The sequence below is a fragment of the Janthinobacterium saanense genome (assembly GCF_014200675.1).
Classification (GTDB): Bacteria; Pseudomonadota; Gammaproteobacteria; order Burkholderiales; family Burkholderiaceae_D; genus Janthinobacterium.
Map to the genome: position 1 here is coordinate 40,926 of NZ_JACHCI010000018.1, position 19,495 is coordinate 60,420.

General features: G+C 58.6%; 16 protein-coding genes. All 16 read left to right on the forward strand.

Annotated elements, in window-relative coordinates:
* Window positions 1-5 precede the first annotated feature (5 nt).
* The 16 genes from HDE72_RS21130 (at window position 6) to HDE72_RS21210 (ending at window position 19,440) form a co-directional block, all read left to right on the forward strand.
* A complete protein-coding gene (locus HDE72_RS21130; protein WP_183745158.1) occupies window positions 6-1,388 on the forward strand; it encodes an undecaprenyl-phosphate glucose phosphotransferase in 1,383 nt (460 codons plus the stop codon).
* Between the two features lie 330 nt (window positions 1,389-1,718).
* Window positions 1,719-2,639, forward strand: coding sequence for an EpsD family peptidyl-prolyl cis-trans isomerase (locus HDE72_RS21135; protein WP_260176842.1), 921 nt, complete (start codon window positions 1,719-1,721; stop codon window positions 2,637-2,639).
* A gap of 80 nt (window positions 2,640-2,719) precedes the next feature.
* Window positions 2,720-3,484 (forward strand): polysaccharide export protein EpsE, encoded by a 765-nt coding sequence (epsE, locus tag HDE72_RS21140; RefSeq protein ID WP_260176843.1) that lies wholly within the window; start codon window positions 2,720-2,722, stop codon window positions 3,482-3,484.
* 68 nt (window positions 3,485-3,552) lie between these two features.
* Window positions 3,553-4,962, forward strand: a complete 1,410-nt coding sequence (gene epsF / locus HDE72_RS21145; protein WP_183745165.1) for a chain length determinant protein EpsF — start codon at window positions 3,553-3,555, stop codon at window positions 4,960-4,962.
* A 16-nt stretch (window positions 4,963-4,978) separates the two neighbouring features.
* Window positions 4,979-5,866: a chain length determinant protein tyrosine kinase EpsG gene (gene epsG / locus HDE72_RS21150; RefSeq protein ID WP_260176844.1), complete on the forward strand. Its 888-nt coding sequence runs from the start codon at window positions 4,979-4,981 to the stop codon at window positions 5,864-5,866.
* Between the two features lie 399 nt (window positions 5,867-6,265).
* Complete coding sequence (locus HDE72_RS21155; RefSeq protein ID WP_183745170.1) at window positions 6,266-7,414, forward strand: glycoside hydrolase family 5 protein; 1,149 nt, start codon at window positions 6,266-6,268, stop codon at window positions 7,412-7,414.
* Between the two features lie 497 nt (window positions 7,415-7,911).
* A complete protein-coding gene (gene xrtB / locus HDE72_RS21165; RefSeq protein ID WP_183745176.1) occupies window positions 7,912-8,805 on the forward strand; it encodes an exosortase B in 894 nt (297 codons plus the stop codon).
* Window positions 8,798-9,511 carry an exosortase-associated protein EpsI, B-type gene (epsI, locus tag HDE72_RS21170; RefSeq protein ID WP_183745179.1) on the forward strand — a complete coding sequence of 238 codons (714 nt, stop codon included), beginning with the start codon at window positions 8,798-8,800 and terminating at the stop codon, window positions 9,509-9,511. Before xrtB ends, epsI begins: the two co-directional genes overlap by 8 nt.
* Before the next feature lie 43 nt (window positions 9,512-9,554).
* Window positions 9,555-10,841 carry a polysaccharide polymerase gene (locus tag HDE72_RS21175; protein ID WP_183745182.1) on the forward strand — a complete coding sequence of 429 codons (1,287 nt, stop codon included), beginning with the start codon at window positions 9,555-9,557 and terminating at the stop codon, window positions 10,839-10,841.
* On the forward strand, window positions 10,831-11,958 hold the full coding sequence (locus HDE72_RS21180; protein WP_221291346.1) for a glycosyltransferase family 4 protein: 1,128 nt from the start codon (window positions 10,831-10,833) through the stop codon (window positions 11,956-11,958). The genes HDE72_RS21175 and HDE72_RS21180 overlap by 11 nt, the downstream gene beginning before the upstream one ends.
* A 182-nt stretch (window positions 11,959-12,140) precedes the next feature.
* Window positions 12,141-13,208, forward strand: a complete 1,068-nt coding sequence (locus HDE72_RS21185; protein ID WP_183745184.1) for an acyltransferase family protein — start codon at window positions 12,141-12,143, stop codon at window positions 13,206-13,208.
* Between the two features lie 120 nt (window positions 13,209-13,328).
* Complete coding sequence (locus tag HDE72_RS21190) at window positions 13,329-14,462, forward strand: glycosyltransferase (RefSeq protein WP_183745186.1); 1,134 nt, start codon at window positions 13,329-13,331, stop codon at window positions 14,460-14,462.
* Window positions 14,463-14,475: 13 nt separating this feature from the next.
* Window positions 14,476-15,969, forward strand: coding sequence for a lipopolysaccharide biosynthesis protein (locus HDE72_RS21195; protein WP_183745189.1), 1,494 nt, complete (start codon window positions 14,476-14,478; stop codon window positions 15,967-15,969).
* 18 nt (window positions 15,970-15,987) lie between these two features.
* The gene (locus HDE72_RS21200; protein WP_183745192.1) at window positions 15,988-16,713 is read left to right on the forward strand and encodes a WecB/TagA/CpsF family glycosyltransferase; all 726 of its coding nucleotides are present in this window, start codon (window positions 15,988-15,990) and stop codon (window positions 16,711-16,713) included.
* 146 nt (window positions 16,714-16,859) lie between these two features.
* Window positions 16,860-18,005 carry a sugar phosphate nucleotidyltransferase gene (locus tag HDE72_RS21205; protein WP_183745194.1) on the forward strand — a complete coding sequence of 382 codons (1,146 nt, stop codon included), beginning with the start codon at window positions 16,860-16,862 and terminating at the stop codon, window positions 18,003-18,005.
* Window positions 18,006-18,021: 16 nt separating this feature from the next.
* On the forward strand, window positions 18,022-19,440 hold the full coding sequence (locus tag HDE72_RS21210; RefSeq protein WP_183745197.1) for a mannose-1-phosphate guanylyltransferase/mannose-6-phosphate isomerase: 1,419 nt from the start codon (window positions 18,022-18,024) through the stop codon (window positions 19,438-19,440).
* Window positions 19,441-19,495 lie beyond the last annotated feature (55 nt).

Sequence of the window (19,495 nt, forward strand, 5' to 3'; positions counted from 1 at the left end):
ACAAAATGACGATTAACGATATACCCCTGATTTCCTTTTTTCAGCGCGTGTTCGACCCGCTGATCATCATGCTGACCTTGTATTTCTGCTCGTTCGTCTTCGGTTCCTCGTTTGACGGCTATGCGCTGGTATTGATGATACTGGCGTTCTTTATTTCCTCGACCATTTATCAGCATGTCGACCCTTACCGGGCCTGGCGCGCCGGGCGCATGTGGGCCTATGCACGCGATGTCATCGTCGGCTGGGCCATCACGGCGCTGATACTGGTGATGCTCGGTTCGGTCAGCGGCTTGTCGCAGAACTACCGTGCCCCCGTGGTGCTGGCCTGGTTCATCATCACGCCGCTGCTGCTGATCTTTTTGCAGCTGGCCGTGCGCCGCGCCCGCTCCATCCACGGCAGCGGCGACGAGGTGCGCTCGGTGGCCATCATCGGCGCCAACAATGTCAGCGTGCGCTTTGCCGACGCCATCAGCAAGCACCCGAACCTGTTCATGCAGGTGGAGGGGTATTTTGATGACCGCGAAGAAGAGCGCTGGCCGGAAGAGATGCAGCATCCGATGCTGGGCCGCATGGATGAGATTGCCGCTTATGTGCGGGCCAAGCAGACCAAGATGATTTTCATCAGCCAGCCGATCTCGGCGCAGCCGCGCATCCGCAAGCTGCTCGATGAATTGCAGGACACCACCACCTCGGTGTATTTCCTGCCGGATATTTATGTGTTTGATCTGATGCAAGCGCGTTTTGACAATGTCTGCGGCATGCCCGTGATCGCCATTTGCGAATCGCCGTTTACGGGCTGGAACAGCGCCATCAAGCGCATGAGCGACCTGGTGATCGGCAGCCTGATCCAGCTGTGCCTGCTACCCATCATGCTGGTCATCGCGATCGCCGTGAAAGTGACGTCACCGGGCCCGGTGATTTTCAGGCAGCGCCGCTATGGCTTGTATGGCGAAGAAATCATCGTCTATAAATTCCGCTCGATGACGGTGGCCGAAGATGGCGCCAAGGTGGTGCAGGCCACCAAGAATGACCAGCGGGTGACGCGCATCGGTGCTTTCCTGCGCCGCAGTTCGCTCGATGAATTGCCGCAGTTCATCAATGTCTTGCAAGGCCGCATGAGCATCGTCGGCCCCCGTCCGCACGCTGTGGCGCACAACGAGCAATACCGCAAGTTGATCAAGGGCTATATGTTGCGGCACAAGGTCAAGCCCGGCATTACCGGCTGGGCGCAAGTGAATGGCTTGCGCGGCGAGACGGAAACACTCGACAAGATGGAAGCGCGGGTGCGCTTCGACCTGGACTATCTGCGCAACTGGTCGCTGTGGCTCGATTTGTGGATCGTGGTGCGCACGGTGCAAGTGGTGTTGAAGCGTGAAAATGCGCATTGATGATGGACGCGCTGCGAGCGGGTATCAATTCGATTGCCGCATGGATATACATTGTGGTGCGGCGACAACTCCCGCAGCGGCCAGGCCTCAGGCTTTCTTGTTGACGGCAGAAAAGTGATTGCATCATTTGTAATTTTTGTAATCTCGTTGCATAATTTGTACCTGTTGCACACGCAAACTTCATGATGGGCTGTAAGATAGCGTCCTGAAAACAGCGTACTGAAACTATGTACATGCATATATCTTTTGACGCTTACGCCCGTAACGGTGCGGCAGCGTCTGATTGAACTCTCTGAGATGGCAAGCCCGATGAAAATGAAACGAACTAATTTGCAACAACGTGTCCTGAGCGCTGGCGTCATCCTGCTGACCGTGGCTGGCCTGGCTGCCTGTGGCGGCGACAAGGCGAAGAAGACGGGCCAGGCGCTTGCCAGCGTGAATGGTGAAGAAATCACGGCGCTGCAGTTGAATGAAGAATTACAGCGCGCCGGCGTGCCGGCAGCGCAGCAGGAAGTGGCCAGCAAGCAGTTGCTCGAAGCGCTGATCGATCGCCAGGTGGTGGAAAATGCCGCAGTGAAAGACAAGCTGGACCGCGATCCCAAAGTCATGCAAGCCATCGAACGGGCCAAGGCGCTGATCATCAGCCAAGCTTATATGCAAAAGAAATTGAGCGGCATCGCCCGTCCGACCAAGGCGGAAGTGGAAGAGTATTTCAACAAGCACCCTGAATTGTTCAGCAATCGCAAGCAGTTCGACATGCGCCAGTTGCTGATCGCCAGCAAGGACATGAACGATGCACTCAAACAAGTGATCGACAAGAGCAAGTCACTCGATGACGTCGCCGCCTGGATGGATAGCAACAAGATCGGTTTTGCCCGTGGCCAGGTGTCGCGTACCAGCACCGACCTGGCGCCGGAACTGGGCGCCAAGCTGCAAAGCATGCCGAAGGGCCAGTTGTTCATCATCAATGAGGGCGAGCGTTCGATGCTGATGAGCATCGTCGACGTCAAGGATGTGCCTTTGACCCTGGCCGTGGCCGGACCGCAGATCGAGCAATACCTGGTCAATACCCGCACCAAGGATGGCGCCAAACAGGAAATGGACCGCTTGCGCGCGGCTGCCAAGATTGAGTATCTGAACCAGGCTGCGCCTGCCACTGCTGGCACTGCCGCCTCTGGCGCAGCTGCGGCAGCCCCGGCTGCTTCGGCAGGCACGGGCGCCACCGAACGCGGTGTCGCCGGCCTGAAGTAAGTGCCGACCGCCATCGATATTTTGTAAACCGAGTGACCGACGAGATCGAGCTGATGATGAAACGACTGATACTTTTAATAATGACTACGCTGCTGGCTTTCACCTTGGGCAGCGCCAACGCCGGTGAAGTCTTGCTGGGTGCTGGCGACGTACTGAAGATTTCCGTGTATGGCAACCTGGACCTGGGCGTGGAAACGCGCGTCAGCGAAGCGGGCGACATTACCTTTCCGCTGATCGGCCAGGTCAATGTGATGAACTTGCCTGTTGCCGAGGCGGAAAAGAAGATCGCCAACAAGCTGGAAACGGGTGGTTTTGTTAAAAAGCCGCAAGTCAACATCATCGTCACCTTGCTGCAAAGCCAGCAAGTATCGGTGCTGGGCCAGGTGAACCGTCCAGGCCGCTATCCGGTCGATGGCCGCCGCAGCCTGCTGGACTTGCTGGCGCTGGCCGGCGGTATCGGCCCTGATGGCGGCGATACGGCTAGCCTGATCCGCAAACGCGATGGCAAGACCACCACCGACGTGGTCGATATCGTGGAAATGGTCCGCACCTCTGACTTGAACCGCGATTTCGACCTGGCCGCCAATGATGTGGTGTTTGTCGAACGTGCGCCGCGCATCTATATTTATGGTGAAGTGCAGCGTCCTGGCGTGATCCGCCTGGAGCGTTCGATGACGGTGTTGCAGGCGCTGTCTGCCGGCGGCGGCTTGACGCAGCGCGGCACCGAACGCGGTATCCGCATCAAGCGCCGCGGCGCCGACGGCAAGCTGCAGATCATCGATGCCCAGCACGATGATCTGCTGAAGAGCGACGACGTGGTGTATGTGAAGGAAAGCTGGTTTTAAGCAGTGGCAGCAGAGACTTGCTGCCGCATTTTGTACCGATTGTTTTGCGATGATATGAGACGGTGTCTATGAATTTCTCCCAGTTCCTACTGATATTGCGCGCCCGCCAGCGCGTCATCTGGATCACCCTGGTGATCGTGGTGGTGGCGACCCTGGCGATCAGCCTGATTCTGCCCAAGACCTACAAGGGCACGGCTTCCGTGCTGCTCAACTACAAGGGTGTCGATACCGTCACGGGGCTGGCCATGCCAGGCCAGCTGATGGCCGGTTATATGGCGACGCAAATCGACATCATCAGCAGCAAGAACGTTGCGCTGCATGTGGTCGACTCGCTCAAGCTGGCGCAAAATCCTGCCGTCATCGCCCAGTTCAACTCCGCCACCGGTGGCGAAGGCACGGTGCGCGACTGGCTGGCCGACTTGCTGTTGAAAAAACTCGATGTGGTGCCGTCGCGCGAAAGCAGCGTGGTCGAGATCAGTTTCAGCGGTTCGGATCCGCACTTCGTGGCAGGCATCGCGAACGCTTTCGCGGAAGAGTACCAGCGCGTCAGTATTCAATTGAAAGTCGATCCCCTGAAAAAGGCCTCGGCCTATTTCAGTGACCAGACCCGCCAGATGCGCGATGTGCTGGAAGCGGCGCAAAGCCGTTTGTCGAAGTACCAGCAGGAAAATGGCATCGTCAGCCTGGACAACCGGGTGGACGTGGAATCGAACCGTCTGAACGATTTGTCGCAGCAACTGGTGATTGCCCAGTCGCAATCGATGGAAGCGACGTCGCGCCAGCGCATGGCGCAAGGCAGCTCGACGCTGGAGTCGCCTGACGTGGCGCAAAACCCGATGATCCAGAACCTGAAGATCGCCCTGGGCACGGCTGAATCGAAGTTTGCCGATATTTCGCAGCGTTTGTCGCAAAACCATCCGCAATACATCAGCGCCAAGGCCGAACTCGATAAATTGCGCAGCGACCTGGCTGCCGCCATCAAGGTGACCTCTGGCAGTGTCAGCAACAATGCGCAGATTCTGCAACAGCGCGAAGGCGCCATCCGCGGCGCCCTGGCGGCGCAAAAAGCCAAGGTGCTGGAACTGAACCGTACGCGTGATGAAATGGGCGTGCTGATGAAGGACGTGGAAAGCGCCCAGCGCGGCTACGACGCCACCTCGCAGCGTTTCTCGCAGACCAGCATCGAAGGCCAGGCGGAACAGTCCGATATCTCTATCCTGAATCCTGCCGTGCCGCCAGTGGTGCCGGCCGGTCCGAAAATCATCCTCAACACCGTGCTGGCCTTCTTCTTTGGCGGCTTGCTGGGCCTGGGTTTGAGTATCGTGCTGGAAATGCTGGACCGCCGCGTGCGCTCCGAACGCGATTTGTTCGATGCCTTGCAAATCCCGGTGCTGGGCGTGATCGCCTGGCAGGCGCCGAAGCGCCGCCGCTTCAAGTCCCTGAAATCGGTGTTCTCCAGCCGATTGCGTTTGAACTAATGAGATGGGAAACACCATGAATCATCCTGCACTGGCTGGCCACGTACCAGCGTCCAACGCCAACACGGCGCACCCCGGCGATTCCAGCATCGGCGGCTTGCTGCTGGAGTCGGGCAAGATCACGCCGGAAAACGCCGAACGCGTGCTGCGCATGCAAAAAGAACTGGGCATCCGTTTTGGCGAGGCGGCGCAACGGCTGGGCCTGATCACCGAAGCCGATATCGAACAGGTACTGGCCCAGCAGTTCAACTATCCCTACCTGCAGCGTGGCGCGGGCGCGTTTTCGGACAAGCTGATCGCCGCCTACGAGCCGTTCGGCCAGCAAGTGGAAACCCTGCGCGCCATCCGCAGCCAGCTGATGCTGCGCTGGTTTGCGCGCGGCCGCAAGGCGCTGGTAATAGTGAGCATCAATCCGGAAGATGGCGCGGCCATCTTTGCCTCGAACCTGGCGGTGGTGTTTTCGCAGCTCGGTGAGCAAACCTTGCTGGTCGACGCCAATTTGCGCACGCCGCAGCAGCAGGAAGTGTTCGGCCTGAAAGGGCGCCAGGGCCTGTCCGACCTGCTGGCTGGCCGCGGCGACCTGGAAGCGATTGCCAAGATCGATTCCTTCGTCGCCCTGTCGGTGATGAGCGCGGGCACCTTGCCGCCGAACCCGCAGGAGTTGCTGAGCCGCACTTCCTTCGCCACGCTCAACGAGCAAGTCGCTTCGCGTTACGATGTGGTGCTGTACGACGTGGCGCCATTCGCCAGCGGTTCCGATGCGTTGGCGATTGCCGCGCGCGTGGGCGGCGTCCTACTGGTGGCGCGCAAGAATGCCACCGGACTGGCTGACCTGGCGACTTTTGCCGAGCAGCTGGAACGCAACGGCGTGGAAATTGTAGGCACGGTGCTGCAAGAGTTCTAAGTTTTCACGTTTTTGCTGTACCGTTTCGGCCGCCCTGTGCGGCCGAATGCATTTTTCCTCGGTAACTTTTGTTCGATCACCTATGGTTTCCCCTGCAAGAAAAAATTTCCGTATCGAAATCGCTACGTGGGCCTGGAAGTGAAAGGTAACTGTCGGTCTTTTCTTGACTGCAACTATCAGGGGTATATAGTGTTCAAGTAACATGCAAAAAAGGAAAGAATGGAGTACGTGGCGAGTGTGTTAATGGTTTCTTGCCGCACAAATTTGCCGTGTTGAAATCGATACAATCTCTGTGTACCTGTGTCTGCACATCAAGCACCTATCGGCTTTTTCTTGACGGCAACTATTGGGAATGTATAGTGGTCCAACGGTGTATTCCACAATGGAAGGAACAAAAGCATGAAATTTTTGATCGGAAAAGTCCGCGGATGGACAAGCAAACCTGCGCTGGCTGCAGCAGGCGTGACGGTGGCAGGGCGGGTGCGCCGCTGGGGCGCGCTGGCCGTGTTGCTGGGCGCTGCCACGGCGCTGGCCGTACCTGCCGGCGCCACTTGCCTGAACAAGGCACCTTTGCGCGGCGTCAATCTGGCCGGGGCGGAATTCAATGGCTCCAAGATTCCTGGTACCGTGTTCAAGGATTATATGTATCCGAGCGCGGCCGACATCACTTACTTTGCGGACTTGGGCGCCAACATGATACGTTTGCCCTTCCGCTGGGAGCGTTTGCAACCGGTAGTCGGTGGCCCGCTCGATCAGACCCAGGTCAAGTTCATTGCCAAGGTGATCGAAACGGCCAAGTCGCGCAATCTGTGCGTGCTGCTCGATGCGCATAACTACGGCGCCTACAATAATATTCCATTGGGCAAGCCGGGTGCGACGACAGAAAACTTCGCCGACTTCTGGGTGCGCATGGCCGCCGCCTTTCCCGATGCCGATACGGTCGCGCTGGGCCTGATGAATGAACCTGTGCTGACCAGCTTGAAGCAATGGGGCGAAACCTCCAAGGCGACCCTGGCAAAATTGCGTGAAAATAATGCCAAGCAGCTGGTGGTCATCGCTGGCGGCACGTATAGCGGCGCGCACGACTGGGCCACCTTGCGCGATGGCGTGTCCAATGCCAGCACCTTTGCCACTTTGAAAGATCCGCTGACGCGCACCCTGATCGAGGTGCACCAGTATGTCGATTCGAATTACTCGGGCACCAAGGCCGATTGCATTTCCCCGGCCAAGCTGAACGATATCCTCGAGAAGGTCAAGGTCTGGGCCGTGGCCAACAAGCAAAGACTGTTCTTGGGCGAGTTCGGTGTTGCCGATACGCCAGAGTGCCTGCCGACTCTGCAGGCGGCGCTGACGTCGATGCGTGGCGCGCCATGGTCGGGCTGGACCTATTGGTCGGCGGGCGCCTGGTGGGGCAAGACCTACATCTTCAATGTGCAGCCTATCGCCGGCGTGACGCGCAATTCCGTGAGCCTGCTGCAGGCTGCGTGGAACAACGAGGATCTTGATTTGAACAAGATCCTGCAAAAGCAGCAAGCGCTCGCCAAGTAAGTCCTGCATCAGTGCCCGTGCACGTTCAATCAGCACAGCCGCAAGCAAGCACACGCCGAGACGCCGGCCTCGCTTGCGGTGCAGGAGCCGGCCAGTCCGGCTCCGCTGCCTACCCCATAATATGGCGCCGGCAGGCTGCTACGCCTGCCGATTGTCGCTTTTACCTACCGTCCACCGTGGGGTGCAGTTTGCTGCCGCACACGATGTTCTACGCATGGTAAAGTTGATCAAAGGAATTACCTTTCCATGAGGCAAGTTATTGATTGCATAGGGATTTGTCTCTTTTTCAGGCTTTTTCGCCGGGGCGAAAAAATAGCCTGCCCAAATGCAGTATTTCAGCTTGACCATCTTCGCTGCTCCGTTATAATCTTAGTGTTTTGTTAAAATAGTTTCCTATCATTTAAAAGTTTCTATGGGAGCTATCTGGCAAGGACGATGATCCGGCGTTTTTTGTCGATGCCGATGCTTTTTATACGACAGTCATTCATGGGCTAGTGATGCAAACCTCTTCCTTAAGCTCCCGCGACACCGTGACGCCGTGGTGGAAATCGGCTATTCCCGAATGGGGGCCGGTCGTGATCGGTTTGCTGGCCTTGTACATCCCCTCGTTCTATGACCTGGCCACGGGACTGTGGATGAGCGAGGAGCAGGCGCATGGCCCTATCATCCTCATCCTCTCGACCTGGCTGCTGTACCGCAAGTGGCCTGAAATGATGGCCAGGACCGAAGGTCAGCCTTCGTCGAAGGCAGGCTGGGTCGTGGCAGCAGTGGGCCTGGTCATGTATGTACTGGGCCGCTCGCAGCAGTTCTCGATTTTTGAAATCGGTTCCTACATCGTCTTGCTGGCCGCCGTGCTGCTGATCAAACGCGGCACCCTGGCCTTGCGCATCCTGTGGTTCCCCTTGTTCTTCATGCTGTTCATGATTCCCTTGCCCGGCATCCTGGTGGCGATGCTGACCATGCCGATGAAGACGGCGGTGTCGTATGTGACGGAACACGTGCTGTTTTTCTTCGGTTATCCGATTGCCCGCAGCGGCGTGATTTTGCAGATGGGCCAATATCAATTGATGGTAGCCGATGCCTGCGCCGGTTTGCATACGCTGTTCACGCTGGAAGCACTGGGTTTGTTCTACCTCAATCTGGTCCGCCATACCTCGGCCTTGCGCAACGGCGTGCTGGCCGTGCTGATCGTGCCGATTTCGTTTACGGCCAACGTGATCCGCGTGATGACATTGACCCTGATTACGTATTATTTTGGCGACGCGGCAGGGCAGGGCTTCCTGCATGGATTTGCCGGCATGGTGCTGTTCATTTCAGCCTTGCTGCTGATCCTGGGCGTCGATTGGCTGCTGCAGTCCTATGTGCAGCGGCGGGAGAAAAAACATGCTTGATACACTGCAAGGTGCGCAGCGCAAGGCCTTGTTCGCCAGTGTGCTGCTGGGCGCGCTGATGGTCTCGACCTCCATCCTGACCAAGGTGGTGACACCGACGGTCAAGATGTCCGAAGGCAAGCCCGCGCTGGACCTGGCGGCGCTGGTGCCGGCCCAGTTTGGCGACTGGCATGAAGAGCGTGACGCGGCCGCCGCCGTGGTCAACCCGGAAACCGAGGCTGCGCTGGCGAAGATTTACACGCAGACCCTGGCCCGTACCTATGTCAACGGGGCGGGCGAGCGCGTCTTGCTGTCGGTGGCGTATGGCGATGACCAGCGCGGTGAAGCGACGCAGGCCCATAGGCCGGAAATTTGTTATACGGCACAAGGTTTTGCCATCACCAGCAATGACGTGGGCGTCTTGCAGGCGGCCCAGCGCCATATCCCCGTGCGCCGCCTGGTGGCCGTGAATGGCGCCCGCAATGAACCAATTACCTACTGGGTCACCGTCGGCGACCGCGCCACCTTGCCTGGCGTGGGCCGCAAGCTGCTGCAGCTGTTTTACGGCCTGGGCGGCAAGGTGCCCGATGGCTTGCTGTTCCGCGTTTCGACCATCCAGGCCGACAAGACGGCGGCGTATGCGCTGCAGGATGAATTCGTCAATGCCCTGTTTGCAGATATCGGCAAGGCGCCGACGGAAAAGCTGGCCGGCAAGTTCGATGACTGACCTCCGTTCACTGTAGTTCACCTTACTCACCGATGAAACAAGCATGACTCTTTACGCCCGCCCTACACCTGCCAGCCTGCGCGACGCCGGCGAGGAGAGCAACCAGCGCCGTTTGTTGCTGGCGATCCTGATCGCCGCCACGGTTTACCAGGCCGTGCTGTGCTTTGTGCACACACATTTCTTCAAGGCATCGACGGCGCTGGTGGCGTTTTCCGAGCTGTGCATCTACGTCGCCTGCGGGGTGCTGCTATTCCGCCGCATCGAATTGTCCTTCGTGGCGATCCTGACCCTGATCGCTTCGTATCTGCTGCTACTGGCCTTGCTGCGCAGTTCGCTCGACCCCAAGGGTTTCCGCGACATCATCATCCTGGTGCTGTTCTATTTTCTTGGGCGTAATTTTGGCGATGAGAAATTTGCCGACCGCCTATTAAAAATCATCATTTACATCGTGCTGGCGGTAGGCTTTTTCGAACTATTGTTTGTCGATGTGTATTCCAAGCTGTTCAATGTGTATTCGTATTATTTGGCGCAAGGCAATATCACCACCAGCACCAACTGGGCCGAGGGCAGTACCCTGGCGCTGAACGGCATCCGGCCGGCCGGCATCGGCCGCACCATCCTGCCTTTCCTGCTGGGCAGCCACCGCGTCTCGTCGGTATTCCTGGAACCTGTTTCCCTGGGTAACTTTGCCGTGATCGTGGCCGCCTGGGGCCTGTCCAAGGGCCGAGATCAATTGCGCTCGATGGCTTTTTTCCTGGTCGCCTCGGCCATCATGATCACCCTGGCCGATTCGCGCTATGGCCTGGTTACCGTGGGCCTGATGGTGCTGGTGCGCCTGGTGATCTCTGGCCGCGGCAACCGCATGGTGATGATTTTGCCGTTTGTCTGCGCCGTGATCCTGATCTTGTTCGGCCTCTACTACGATGGACGCTATAGCGACAATATTCCTGGCCGCCTGTATTCGAGCGGCATTACCATGGTGCGTTTCGGCACGGCGGAAATTTTCGGCCTGGCCGGCTACAACATCAACTTTGGCGACATGGGCTATTCCATCGTCCTGACGCGCTTTGGCCTGTTTGGCTGCGTGGTGCTGTGGATAGGCTTGTGGATGGTCAAGATGCGCGACGATCACGGCGAGCGTTTCCGCACCTACATCGTTATTTATATGTCGCTGATCCTGTGCATCAGCGGCACCTCTCTGTTCGCGCTGAAGTCGGCGGGCGTCCTCTGGTTCCTGCTCGGCTGCTGCGCCGTGCGCGACAAGAAATGGCTGGCCACCCCTTTGCGCTCTGCCCAGCCTGTTGCCGGAAAAGTCCATTATGCCGATTAAAGTTGCACACGTCGTTCGCCAGTACTATCCATCGATCGGTGGCATGGAAGATGTTGTCCAGAATATCGCGCATTACCAGGCCCGCTGCCATGGCCACATTCCGACCATCATCACGCTCAACCGCGTGTTCGTGAACCCGGCCGACATCCTGCCGGCCGACGAGGTGGTCAACGGCGTGCGCGTGATCCGCATTCCCTACAAGGGCTCGACCCGTTATCCGTTTTCGCCTGGCGTGCTGCGTCTGCTGGGTGACTATGACGTGGTGCATGTGCATGGCGTCGACTTTGCGTATGACTACCTGGCTGCCACCAAATGGCTGCACCGGCGTCCACTGGTCGCTTCCACGCATGGCGGTTTCTTCCACACCAGTTTTGCTTCGCGCCTGAAAACGATTTTTTTCAATACCGTCACGCGCGCCACCTCGCACGCCTACGCGCGGGTGGTCGGCACCAGCGACAACGATGGCGATCTGTTTGGCAAGATCATCAAGGCGCCCCGCTTGACGGTGATTGAAAATGGCGTGAACGTGGAGAAATACCGCGGCAAGGGTTCCGCCACGAAGACGCCGTGCATCATGTATTTCGGCCGCTGGTCGTCCAACAAGGGCTTGAAGGAAACGCTGGCACTGTTCGCCGAGCTGGCCAAGGCCCATCCCGAATGGCGTCTGGTGATCGCCGGGCGCGAATATGACCTCAGCCGCGCCGACCTGGAAGCCCTGGCGCGCGACAAGGGGATCGCCGAGCGCATCACCATCGCCGCCAACCCCAGCGATGCGCAGCTGGCCGAACTGATGTCGCAGTCCAGCTACTATATTTGCCTGTCGCGCCATGAAGGGTTTGGCATTGCCGCCATCGAAGCCATGAGCGCCGGCCTGACGCCGGTATTGAGCGATATCCCGCCATTCCGCAATTTGCTGGAGAAAGCACAGCTGGGTATCTTGCATACGGGCCAGGTGGCGCAGACGGTGGAGGCCATCGTTGCCGCGCATGCACAAGACCAGGCCGTCTATGCGGCGCGGCGCGTGCAATTACAGGATTTTTCCGAGCAGTACAGCTGGAATCATATCGGCGGACGGTATGTGGATATTTATGAAGAATTGCTGCGCAAGCAGCGCTAATGCGGTTTTCCCTGCTAAGGCCATGATGTAAAGATTAATGGTTTTGCACTGAAAATCCTATTGTGCAGACAATAAACATTAATCTAATTATAATAATGCTCTGCGGTGGTGTGTTGATACACCGGATGCAAGAGCAGCCGAGACGGCTATGTTTTTTCCTTCATAACCGGTGAATGATCTCAGTGAATAAAAAAATCGATTCAATCTCGGGCCTGGCTGGTTTTGCCGCCCTGATGGTGATTTACGCCCACATGGGAAGCGAAGGGTTTTTGAACCTGTCGCACCATTTCCATAACCTGGGGGTGATGATTTTCTTTGTCCTCAGCGGCTTCCTGCTGTCTTATCTGTATCTCGACAAGAAGTTCTGCGTCGAAGATGTCACCGCCTATAGCCTGGCCCGTTTTACGCGCATTGCCCCTGCGTATCTGTTCACGATCCTGGCCTCCTTCATCATTTTCACTTTTTTCGACCCGCAATTCGTGTACCAGATCAGTACGCATAACTTGCTGCGCCATCTATTGTTCATTGGTAACGAGTCGGTGTTCTGGACAATAGGCCCGCAGGTGCAGTTCTACGTCCTGTTCCTGGTGCTGTGGAGTGCCACGGCCCACTATGTATCGGCCAGGAATGCCTTGCCGCTGATCTTCATCGTCTTCGCGGTCGTGCTCCTGATCATGATGCGCCGCAGTTTGCCTGGCACCTTCGTCGGCGCCAACCTGCATTACTTTGTGTTTGGCGCGCTGGCCGGCATGGTGCGCAAGAAAATGCATAGTGAGTTTCGCCATCCAGAGCTGATCAATATCATTCACGTCGCCTTGCTGCTGATATTCCTGGCCGTCGAATGCGGTTTCATCCAGATCAGCGCGCGCATGATCCATGAAAACCTGAGCACCCTGGTGATGGCGATGCTGGTGGCTTTCTTTGTTTTCGTGTTTTCCTTTGACTCCCTCAGCGCGCGCTTGCTGTTCGGCAATCCCTTGCTCAGGCTGATGGGGCGCCTGAGCTTTTCTCTGTATCTGCTGCATATGCCGGTGCTGTACTGGGTCAAGAAACTGTATCCGGAAGACATTACCGATCCTGTCGTGATCGCCCTCACGTTCGCGCTGATGATTGCGCTGGCGACCTTGTATTTTTATACGGTCGAGCGATATTGCGCGCTGCTCGTGAAAACGCTCGGCAAGAAGTACGCCAGGCTGATCGAGCGCATGTTCATGCACCTGGGCGTCAAGCACAAGGCGACCGCTGGCTGAGGCTAGCCTTTTATTTTTACTCTTATTTCTCTTTACTGATCGAGCGCTGCCTTGAAAATTTTGCTTGTATGTGCCGCCTTTCCCCCGCGTGGCAAAGGGGGCGGGCCGGAAGGATCCTTCATGATCGCCAGCGGTTTGCTGTCCCAGGGGCATGACGTGCGTGTCGTCACCGTGGGCGACGCTGCCGGCGTGGAGCAGTACAAGGGCGTGGAAGTGCACATCATGCGCTCGCCGAATGTGTACTGGGACTACTTCTTTACCAAACGTTCTGCGGCGCTGAAGATGGTGTGGCATGTGCTGGAAAACTTCAATCCGCGCGCCTATATTCGCTTGCGCCCGCACCTCAAGGCCTTTCAGCCTGACGTGGTGATGACGGTCAGCATAGAAAACACCAATGTGGCGACCTGGCTGCTGGCGCGCATGCACAAGGTGCCCGTGGTGCATGTGATCCAGAGCTATTTCCTGGCTTGCTGGCGCGGCGGCCTGTTCAAGAACGGCAGCAATTGTGCGGGCCAGTGCGGCAGTTGCAAGGTTTTGTCGGTAGGCAAGAAACCGCTGTCGCAACTGGTCGACGGGGTGTTTGGCGAAACCCGCTTCGTGGTCGACCAGCATCTGCAACTCGGTTATTTCAAGCAAGCTACATCTACCGTGATTCCCGGCCCCGTGTTTCCCATCGCGGGGCGGGTGCCGAAGGCGCGCGACGGCAAGCTGGTGGTCGGTTACATGGGCGTGCTGGCGCCGCACAAGGGCGTCGACGTGCTGGCCGACGCGGCGCGGCTGATGGGCCCTGGCAGCAATGTGCGTTTCCTGATCGGCGGCACGGGCGAGGACGAAGCCTATGTGGCCAGCCTGCGCGAAAAATTCGGTGATGCCGACGTGCAATTCATGGGCTGGGTCAAGCCCGACGATGTGTATCCGCTGTTCGACGTGCTGGTGGTGCCATCGAAGTGGAAGGAACCGTTTGGCCGCATCGTGGTCGAGGCGCTGGCGTATGGCGTGCCCGTCATTTGTGCGCGCTCGGGCGGCATCGCCGAAAGCATCCGTGAAAACGAGAATGGCTACACCTTTGCCTCGGGCCAGCACGATGAGCTGATCACCTTGCTGCGCGACGTGCTGGAACCGGACGAGCCGGCGCGCATGCGCCTGGCGGAAAATGCGCTGCAGCATTCGCACCGCTTCGATATCGGCGCCATCGCCGCGCGCATCAGCGATTTCGTCACGGCCACCGTGGCCGGCTACAAGGCGCGCCGGTGAGCGGGGTGGTGGCATGAGCGAAAACAAAGCTGAAAACAAGTCCGGTGGCATGGCCTCCGGCTCGTTCTGGGCCGTGCTCGACAACCTGGCCCAGCAGGGCTTGGCCTTCATCATCTTCGCCATCCTGGCGCGGCTGCTCAATCCGGCCGAATTTGGCTTGCTGACCATTGCCCATCTGTTCATCCTGTTTTCGCGCCTGGTGGTGCTCGATGCGCTGGCCATGCCCGTGATCCGCGCCAGGGAGCCTGACGATAGCGCGTATTCGGCCCTGTTCTGGCGCTGCACGGTGGCCGGCCTGTTGCTGTGCGCCTGCATGTTCCTGAGCGCCGGTCTCGTCTCGTCCTTGTTCCAGGCGCCATCGCTGGCGCCGGTGCTGCAAGGCATGAGCTTGTCGATCCTGTTCTTTGGCATGGTGCGCTCGTACGAAGCGCGGCTGGTGCGGCAAATGAAATTCAAGCAGCTGGCGATCCGTTCCACCTTGTCCGTGATGCTGGGCGGGATAGTCGGCATCGCGCTGGCCTACCGTGGCTGGGGCGCCATGTCGCTGGTGGTGCAGCAAGTGATGGCGTCCGGGCTGGCGCTGCTGCTGGTGGTGCTGCAAAGCGGCTGGCTGCCCAGCCTGGCCTGGCGCGCGCGGACCGGCCGCTACTGGCATGACGTGCGCCAGGTCAGCGTGTCGGGCGTGCTGTCGTTTGCCAACAGCAATGGTGACTCCTTGCTGGTGAGTATCTTCCTGGGGCCGTATGCGACCGGCCTGTACAACCTGGCCAAACGCCTCACTTCGGCCGTCTACCTGGTCATCACGGCCTCGCTGCTGCGCGTGTCCCTGCCGGTGTTCGCGGCGGCCATCGGCAAGCCGGAGCAGCTGCGCCAGGCGTATCTGCAATTGCTGCTCATGATGCTGTTCCTGATGCTGCCCATGCTGCTGTTCCAGGCTGCGCTGGCCGAACCGCTGGTGGTGACCGTGTTTGGCCAGAAATGGTTGCCGGCTTGCAGCACCATCGCCGCCCTGGCCTTGCTGTATTGCCTGTCTTCCGTGTCGGAACTGAACAATTATGTGCTGTTTGCGCTGGGACATAGCCGCTGGCCGCCGCTGCTGGGCATCTTGCAGCTGAGCCTGGCCGTGGTCCTGGCGGCCTGCTTCAGCCACTATGGTTTGCTGGCCATGAGCTTGTCGTTTGCCGCCGCCTATGTGCTGATGCTGCCGTGGTCGCAGCACCTGGCGCTGAAAGTCATGGACTTGCCGCTGAAGCGCTTGATAACGGCGCTGCAACCGGTACTGGCCGGCAGTGCGGCCTTGCTGCTGGCCTTGTATGCCATGGCGCGCTGGTGGCAGGGCGGCGCCGTGCTGCTGCTGGTGCTGGCCTTGCTGGCGGGCGCGGTCGCCTATTTGCTGCCGATGATCTTGCTGGGGCGTTTGCGGCGCGGCGCGGAGGGGAGTTTCGATCCCTTGTCGTTGCTCAAGAATTTACGTAATTTGAAGCACCGCGGCGCTGCTGCGGATTGAAAAAGGTCCACAAGCACCATGGAAGCACCAGAAATTATCCGTATCAGCCAGTTTCCCGTGCTCAGCACGACGCGCGAGTGGCTGGCCCAGCATTTGCTGGGCGTCATCGCGCGCGGCGAAAAGACGGCGCTGTTTTTTGCCAATACCAACTTTATCGTGAAGAACCGCTTCGTGCTGGAGCCTGATCAGGTGCGGCGCTGCGTGATCGTCAACGATGGCATCGGCATGGATATCGCCGCCAAACTGTTGCAGGGGCGCCGCTTCGCCGCCAATCTGAACGGCACTGATTTCACGCCTTTCCTGTTCCAGCAAAGCCCGCAGCCGCTGCGCGTGTTCCTGCTCGGTGCGCAGCCCGAGGTATTGAACCAGGCAGTGGGCTACGTGCGCACGGTGCTGGGGCAGGATGTAGTCGGTAGTTGCGATGGCCATGCCGGCATCCGCGGCGCGCAAGAGCTGGTGCAGCAAATCAATGCGACGGGTGCCCAGGTGGTGCTGGTGGCGATGGGCAATCCGCTGCAGGAACGCTGGATACTCGAGCATCAGGACGCCTTGACGGCCAATGTCATGCTCGGCGTGGGCGCGCTATTCGACTTCTGGTCTGGCAGTAAACGGCGCGCGCCTGCTTTTGTGCAGCGCATCCATATGGAATGGTTTTTCCGCTTGTTGCAAGAGCCGCGCCGATTGCTGCGCCGCTATAGCTGGGACATCCTGGTATTCTTGCGCGCGTGTTTTAAATACCGCTGACCCGGCCGGGGATGGCCGCACTGGCAGGCATGCTGCAGTGCGCCAAAGAAATGTGAAAACAGTAATAGTGTTGCTAATTTGGTGATATTCTATTGCCTCTGCATCGCGCAGCAGGGTTCGGTGTTCATTAGACATAGGAGCGTGATATGAAAGCAATGATTTTGGCCGCAGGCAAGGGCACGCGTGTGCGTCCGCTTACCTATGATTTACCCAAGCCCATGATCCCCATCCTGGGCAAGCCGGTGATGGCTTATTTGATCGAGCACCTGGCCAAGTATGGCGTGCGCGACATCATGGTCAATGTCAGTTACCTGCATGAAAAGATCGAAGAATATTTTGGCGATGGCCATCAATATGGGGTGCAGATCGGCTACTCCTTCGAAGGCTATACCACCGATGACAGCGTGGTGGTGCCACAGCCAATAGGGTCGGCCGGCGGCATGAAGAAGATCCAGGAGTTCGGCGGCTTCTTTGACGACACCACGATCGTGCTGTGCGGTGACGCGGTGATCAATCTGGACATCCAGTCGGCCCTGTTCGAGCATCGCCGCAAGGGCGCGCTGGCCAGCGTGATCACGCGCGAAGTGCCGTGGGATAAAGTATCGAGCTATGGCGTGGTGGTCAGCGACAAGGATGGCCGCATCGAGGCTTTCCAGGAAAAGCCCAGCCAGGAAGCCGCCCTGTCCAACCATGTCAGCACCGGCATCTATATTTTCGAGCCGGCCGTACTGGACCTGATACCGAAGGATGCGGTGTTTGACATCGGCTCCGACCTGTTTCCCTTGCTGGTAGAAAAGGGCTTGCCCTTTTACGCGCAATCGCGCTCCTTCAACTGGATCGATATCGGCAATATCAAGGATTACTGGGAAGTATCGCAAAGCGTCATGATGGGCGAGGTAGCCCACATGGACGTGCCTGGTGTACAGTTGAAAGACGGTATCTGGGTCGGTTTGAATACGCGCATAGCCTGGGAGGGCACAACGATAGAGGGCCCCGTGTATATCGGCTCCGGCTGCAAGATCGAGGCGGGCGCCACCATCATCGGGCCTACCTGGATAGGCCATGGCAGCCACATCTGTTCCGGCGCGCACGTGGTGCGCAGCGTGCTGTTCGAATATACGCGCGTGCTGCCGCAGATTACCCTGGAAGAAGTCATCGTTTTCAAGGAATATAGCGTCGACCGTAATGGCGACATGAAACATGTGTCCGAATGCAGCACCGATGAATGGTCGAATGCGCGCGACCGCCGCAGCAAGCGCCGTAATCCCGTTGAACTTGCATTATCGAAATAAATAAAGGATGTCCACCATGAAGATTTATCCCGTTATCCTGTCTGGCGGCGCCGGCAGCCGCCTCTGGCCCTTGTCGCGCGCTGCGTTGCCCAAGCAACTGTTGCCGCTGGTGTCAGACAAGACCATGCTGCAGGAAACGGCGCTGCGCCTGGCGGACTGGCCGGAAATGATGGCGCCGCTGTTGATCTGCGGCGAAGAGCACCGTTTCCTGGTGGCCGAGCAGATGCGCGATATCGCGCTCGAACCGCTGGCCATCATGCTTGAATCGGTGGGCCGCAACACGGCGCCGGCCGTGGCCGCCGCCGCCTGGTATCTGCAGGCGATCGACCCGGCAGCCGTCATGCTGGTGTTGCCGGCCGACCATGTGATCGAAGACCGCGCCGCCTTCCATGCGGCCATAGCACGCGCGCTGCAGCCGGCCTCGCAAGGTGCGCTGGCCACTTTCGGCATCGTGCCCACGGCGCCGGAAACGGGATATGGCTACATCTGGCGCGGCGCGGCCATCGCCGGCAGCGATGCTTGCTACCAGGTCGAGCGCTTCGTGGAAAAACCCGATGCAGAGACGGCAGCCGGTTTCGTCGCCAGCGGCGATTATTTCTGGAACAGCGGCATGTTTTTGTTCAGCGCCGCCAGCTATCTGCATGAATTGAAACAATTTCAGCCCGCCATGGCCGACGCCACGGAAACAGCCGTGCGCCTGGCTTACCGCGACCTGGACTTTTGCCGCCTGAACGAAGAGGCTTTCGCCGCCTGTCCGGCCGATTCCATCGATTATGCGGTGATGGAACACACCAGCCGCGCCGTGGTCGTGCCGGCCGATATCGGCTGGAGCGACGTGGGTTCCTGGTCGGCCCTGCGCGAAGTCTCGCCGCGCGATCCGGCCGGTAATGCCGTGCGCGGCGATGTGTACCTGGACAATGTCAGCAATTCGCTGGTGCGTGCGGAAAGCCGCATCGTGGCCGTGATCGGCCTGGATGATGTTGTCGTGGTGGAAACGGCCGACGCCGTGCTGGTGACCCACAAGGACCAGGTGCAGCGGGTCAAGCAGGTGGTGGGGCATTTGCAAAGCACGGGCCGTACCGAGCATTTGCAGCACACCAAGGTGTACCGTCCCTGGGGCTGCTATGAAGGCATCGACTTGGGCGACCGCTTCCAGGTCAAGCGCATCACCGTCAATCCTGGTGGCAAGCTGTCCTTGCAGATGCACCATCACCGCGCCGAACACTGGATCGTCGTCAGCGGCACGGCGCAGGTAACGTGCGGCGATGAAGTCAAGCTGCTGTCGGAAAACCAGTCGACCTACATTCCTATCGGCATGACGCATCGCCTGGAAAACCCGGGCCGTTTGCCGCTGCACCTGATCGAAGTGCAGTCGGGCAGCTACCTGGGCGAGGATGATATCGTGCGTTTTGAAGATGTCTACAAGCGCGTATAACTATGCACCCATCCGCATATTGCAAGCTGAAATGTGCTGATGGGAAATAGTCTTA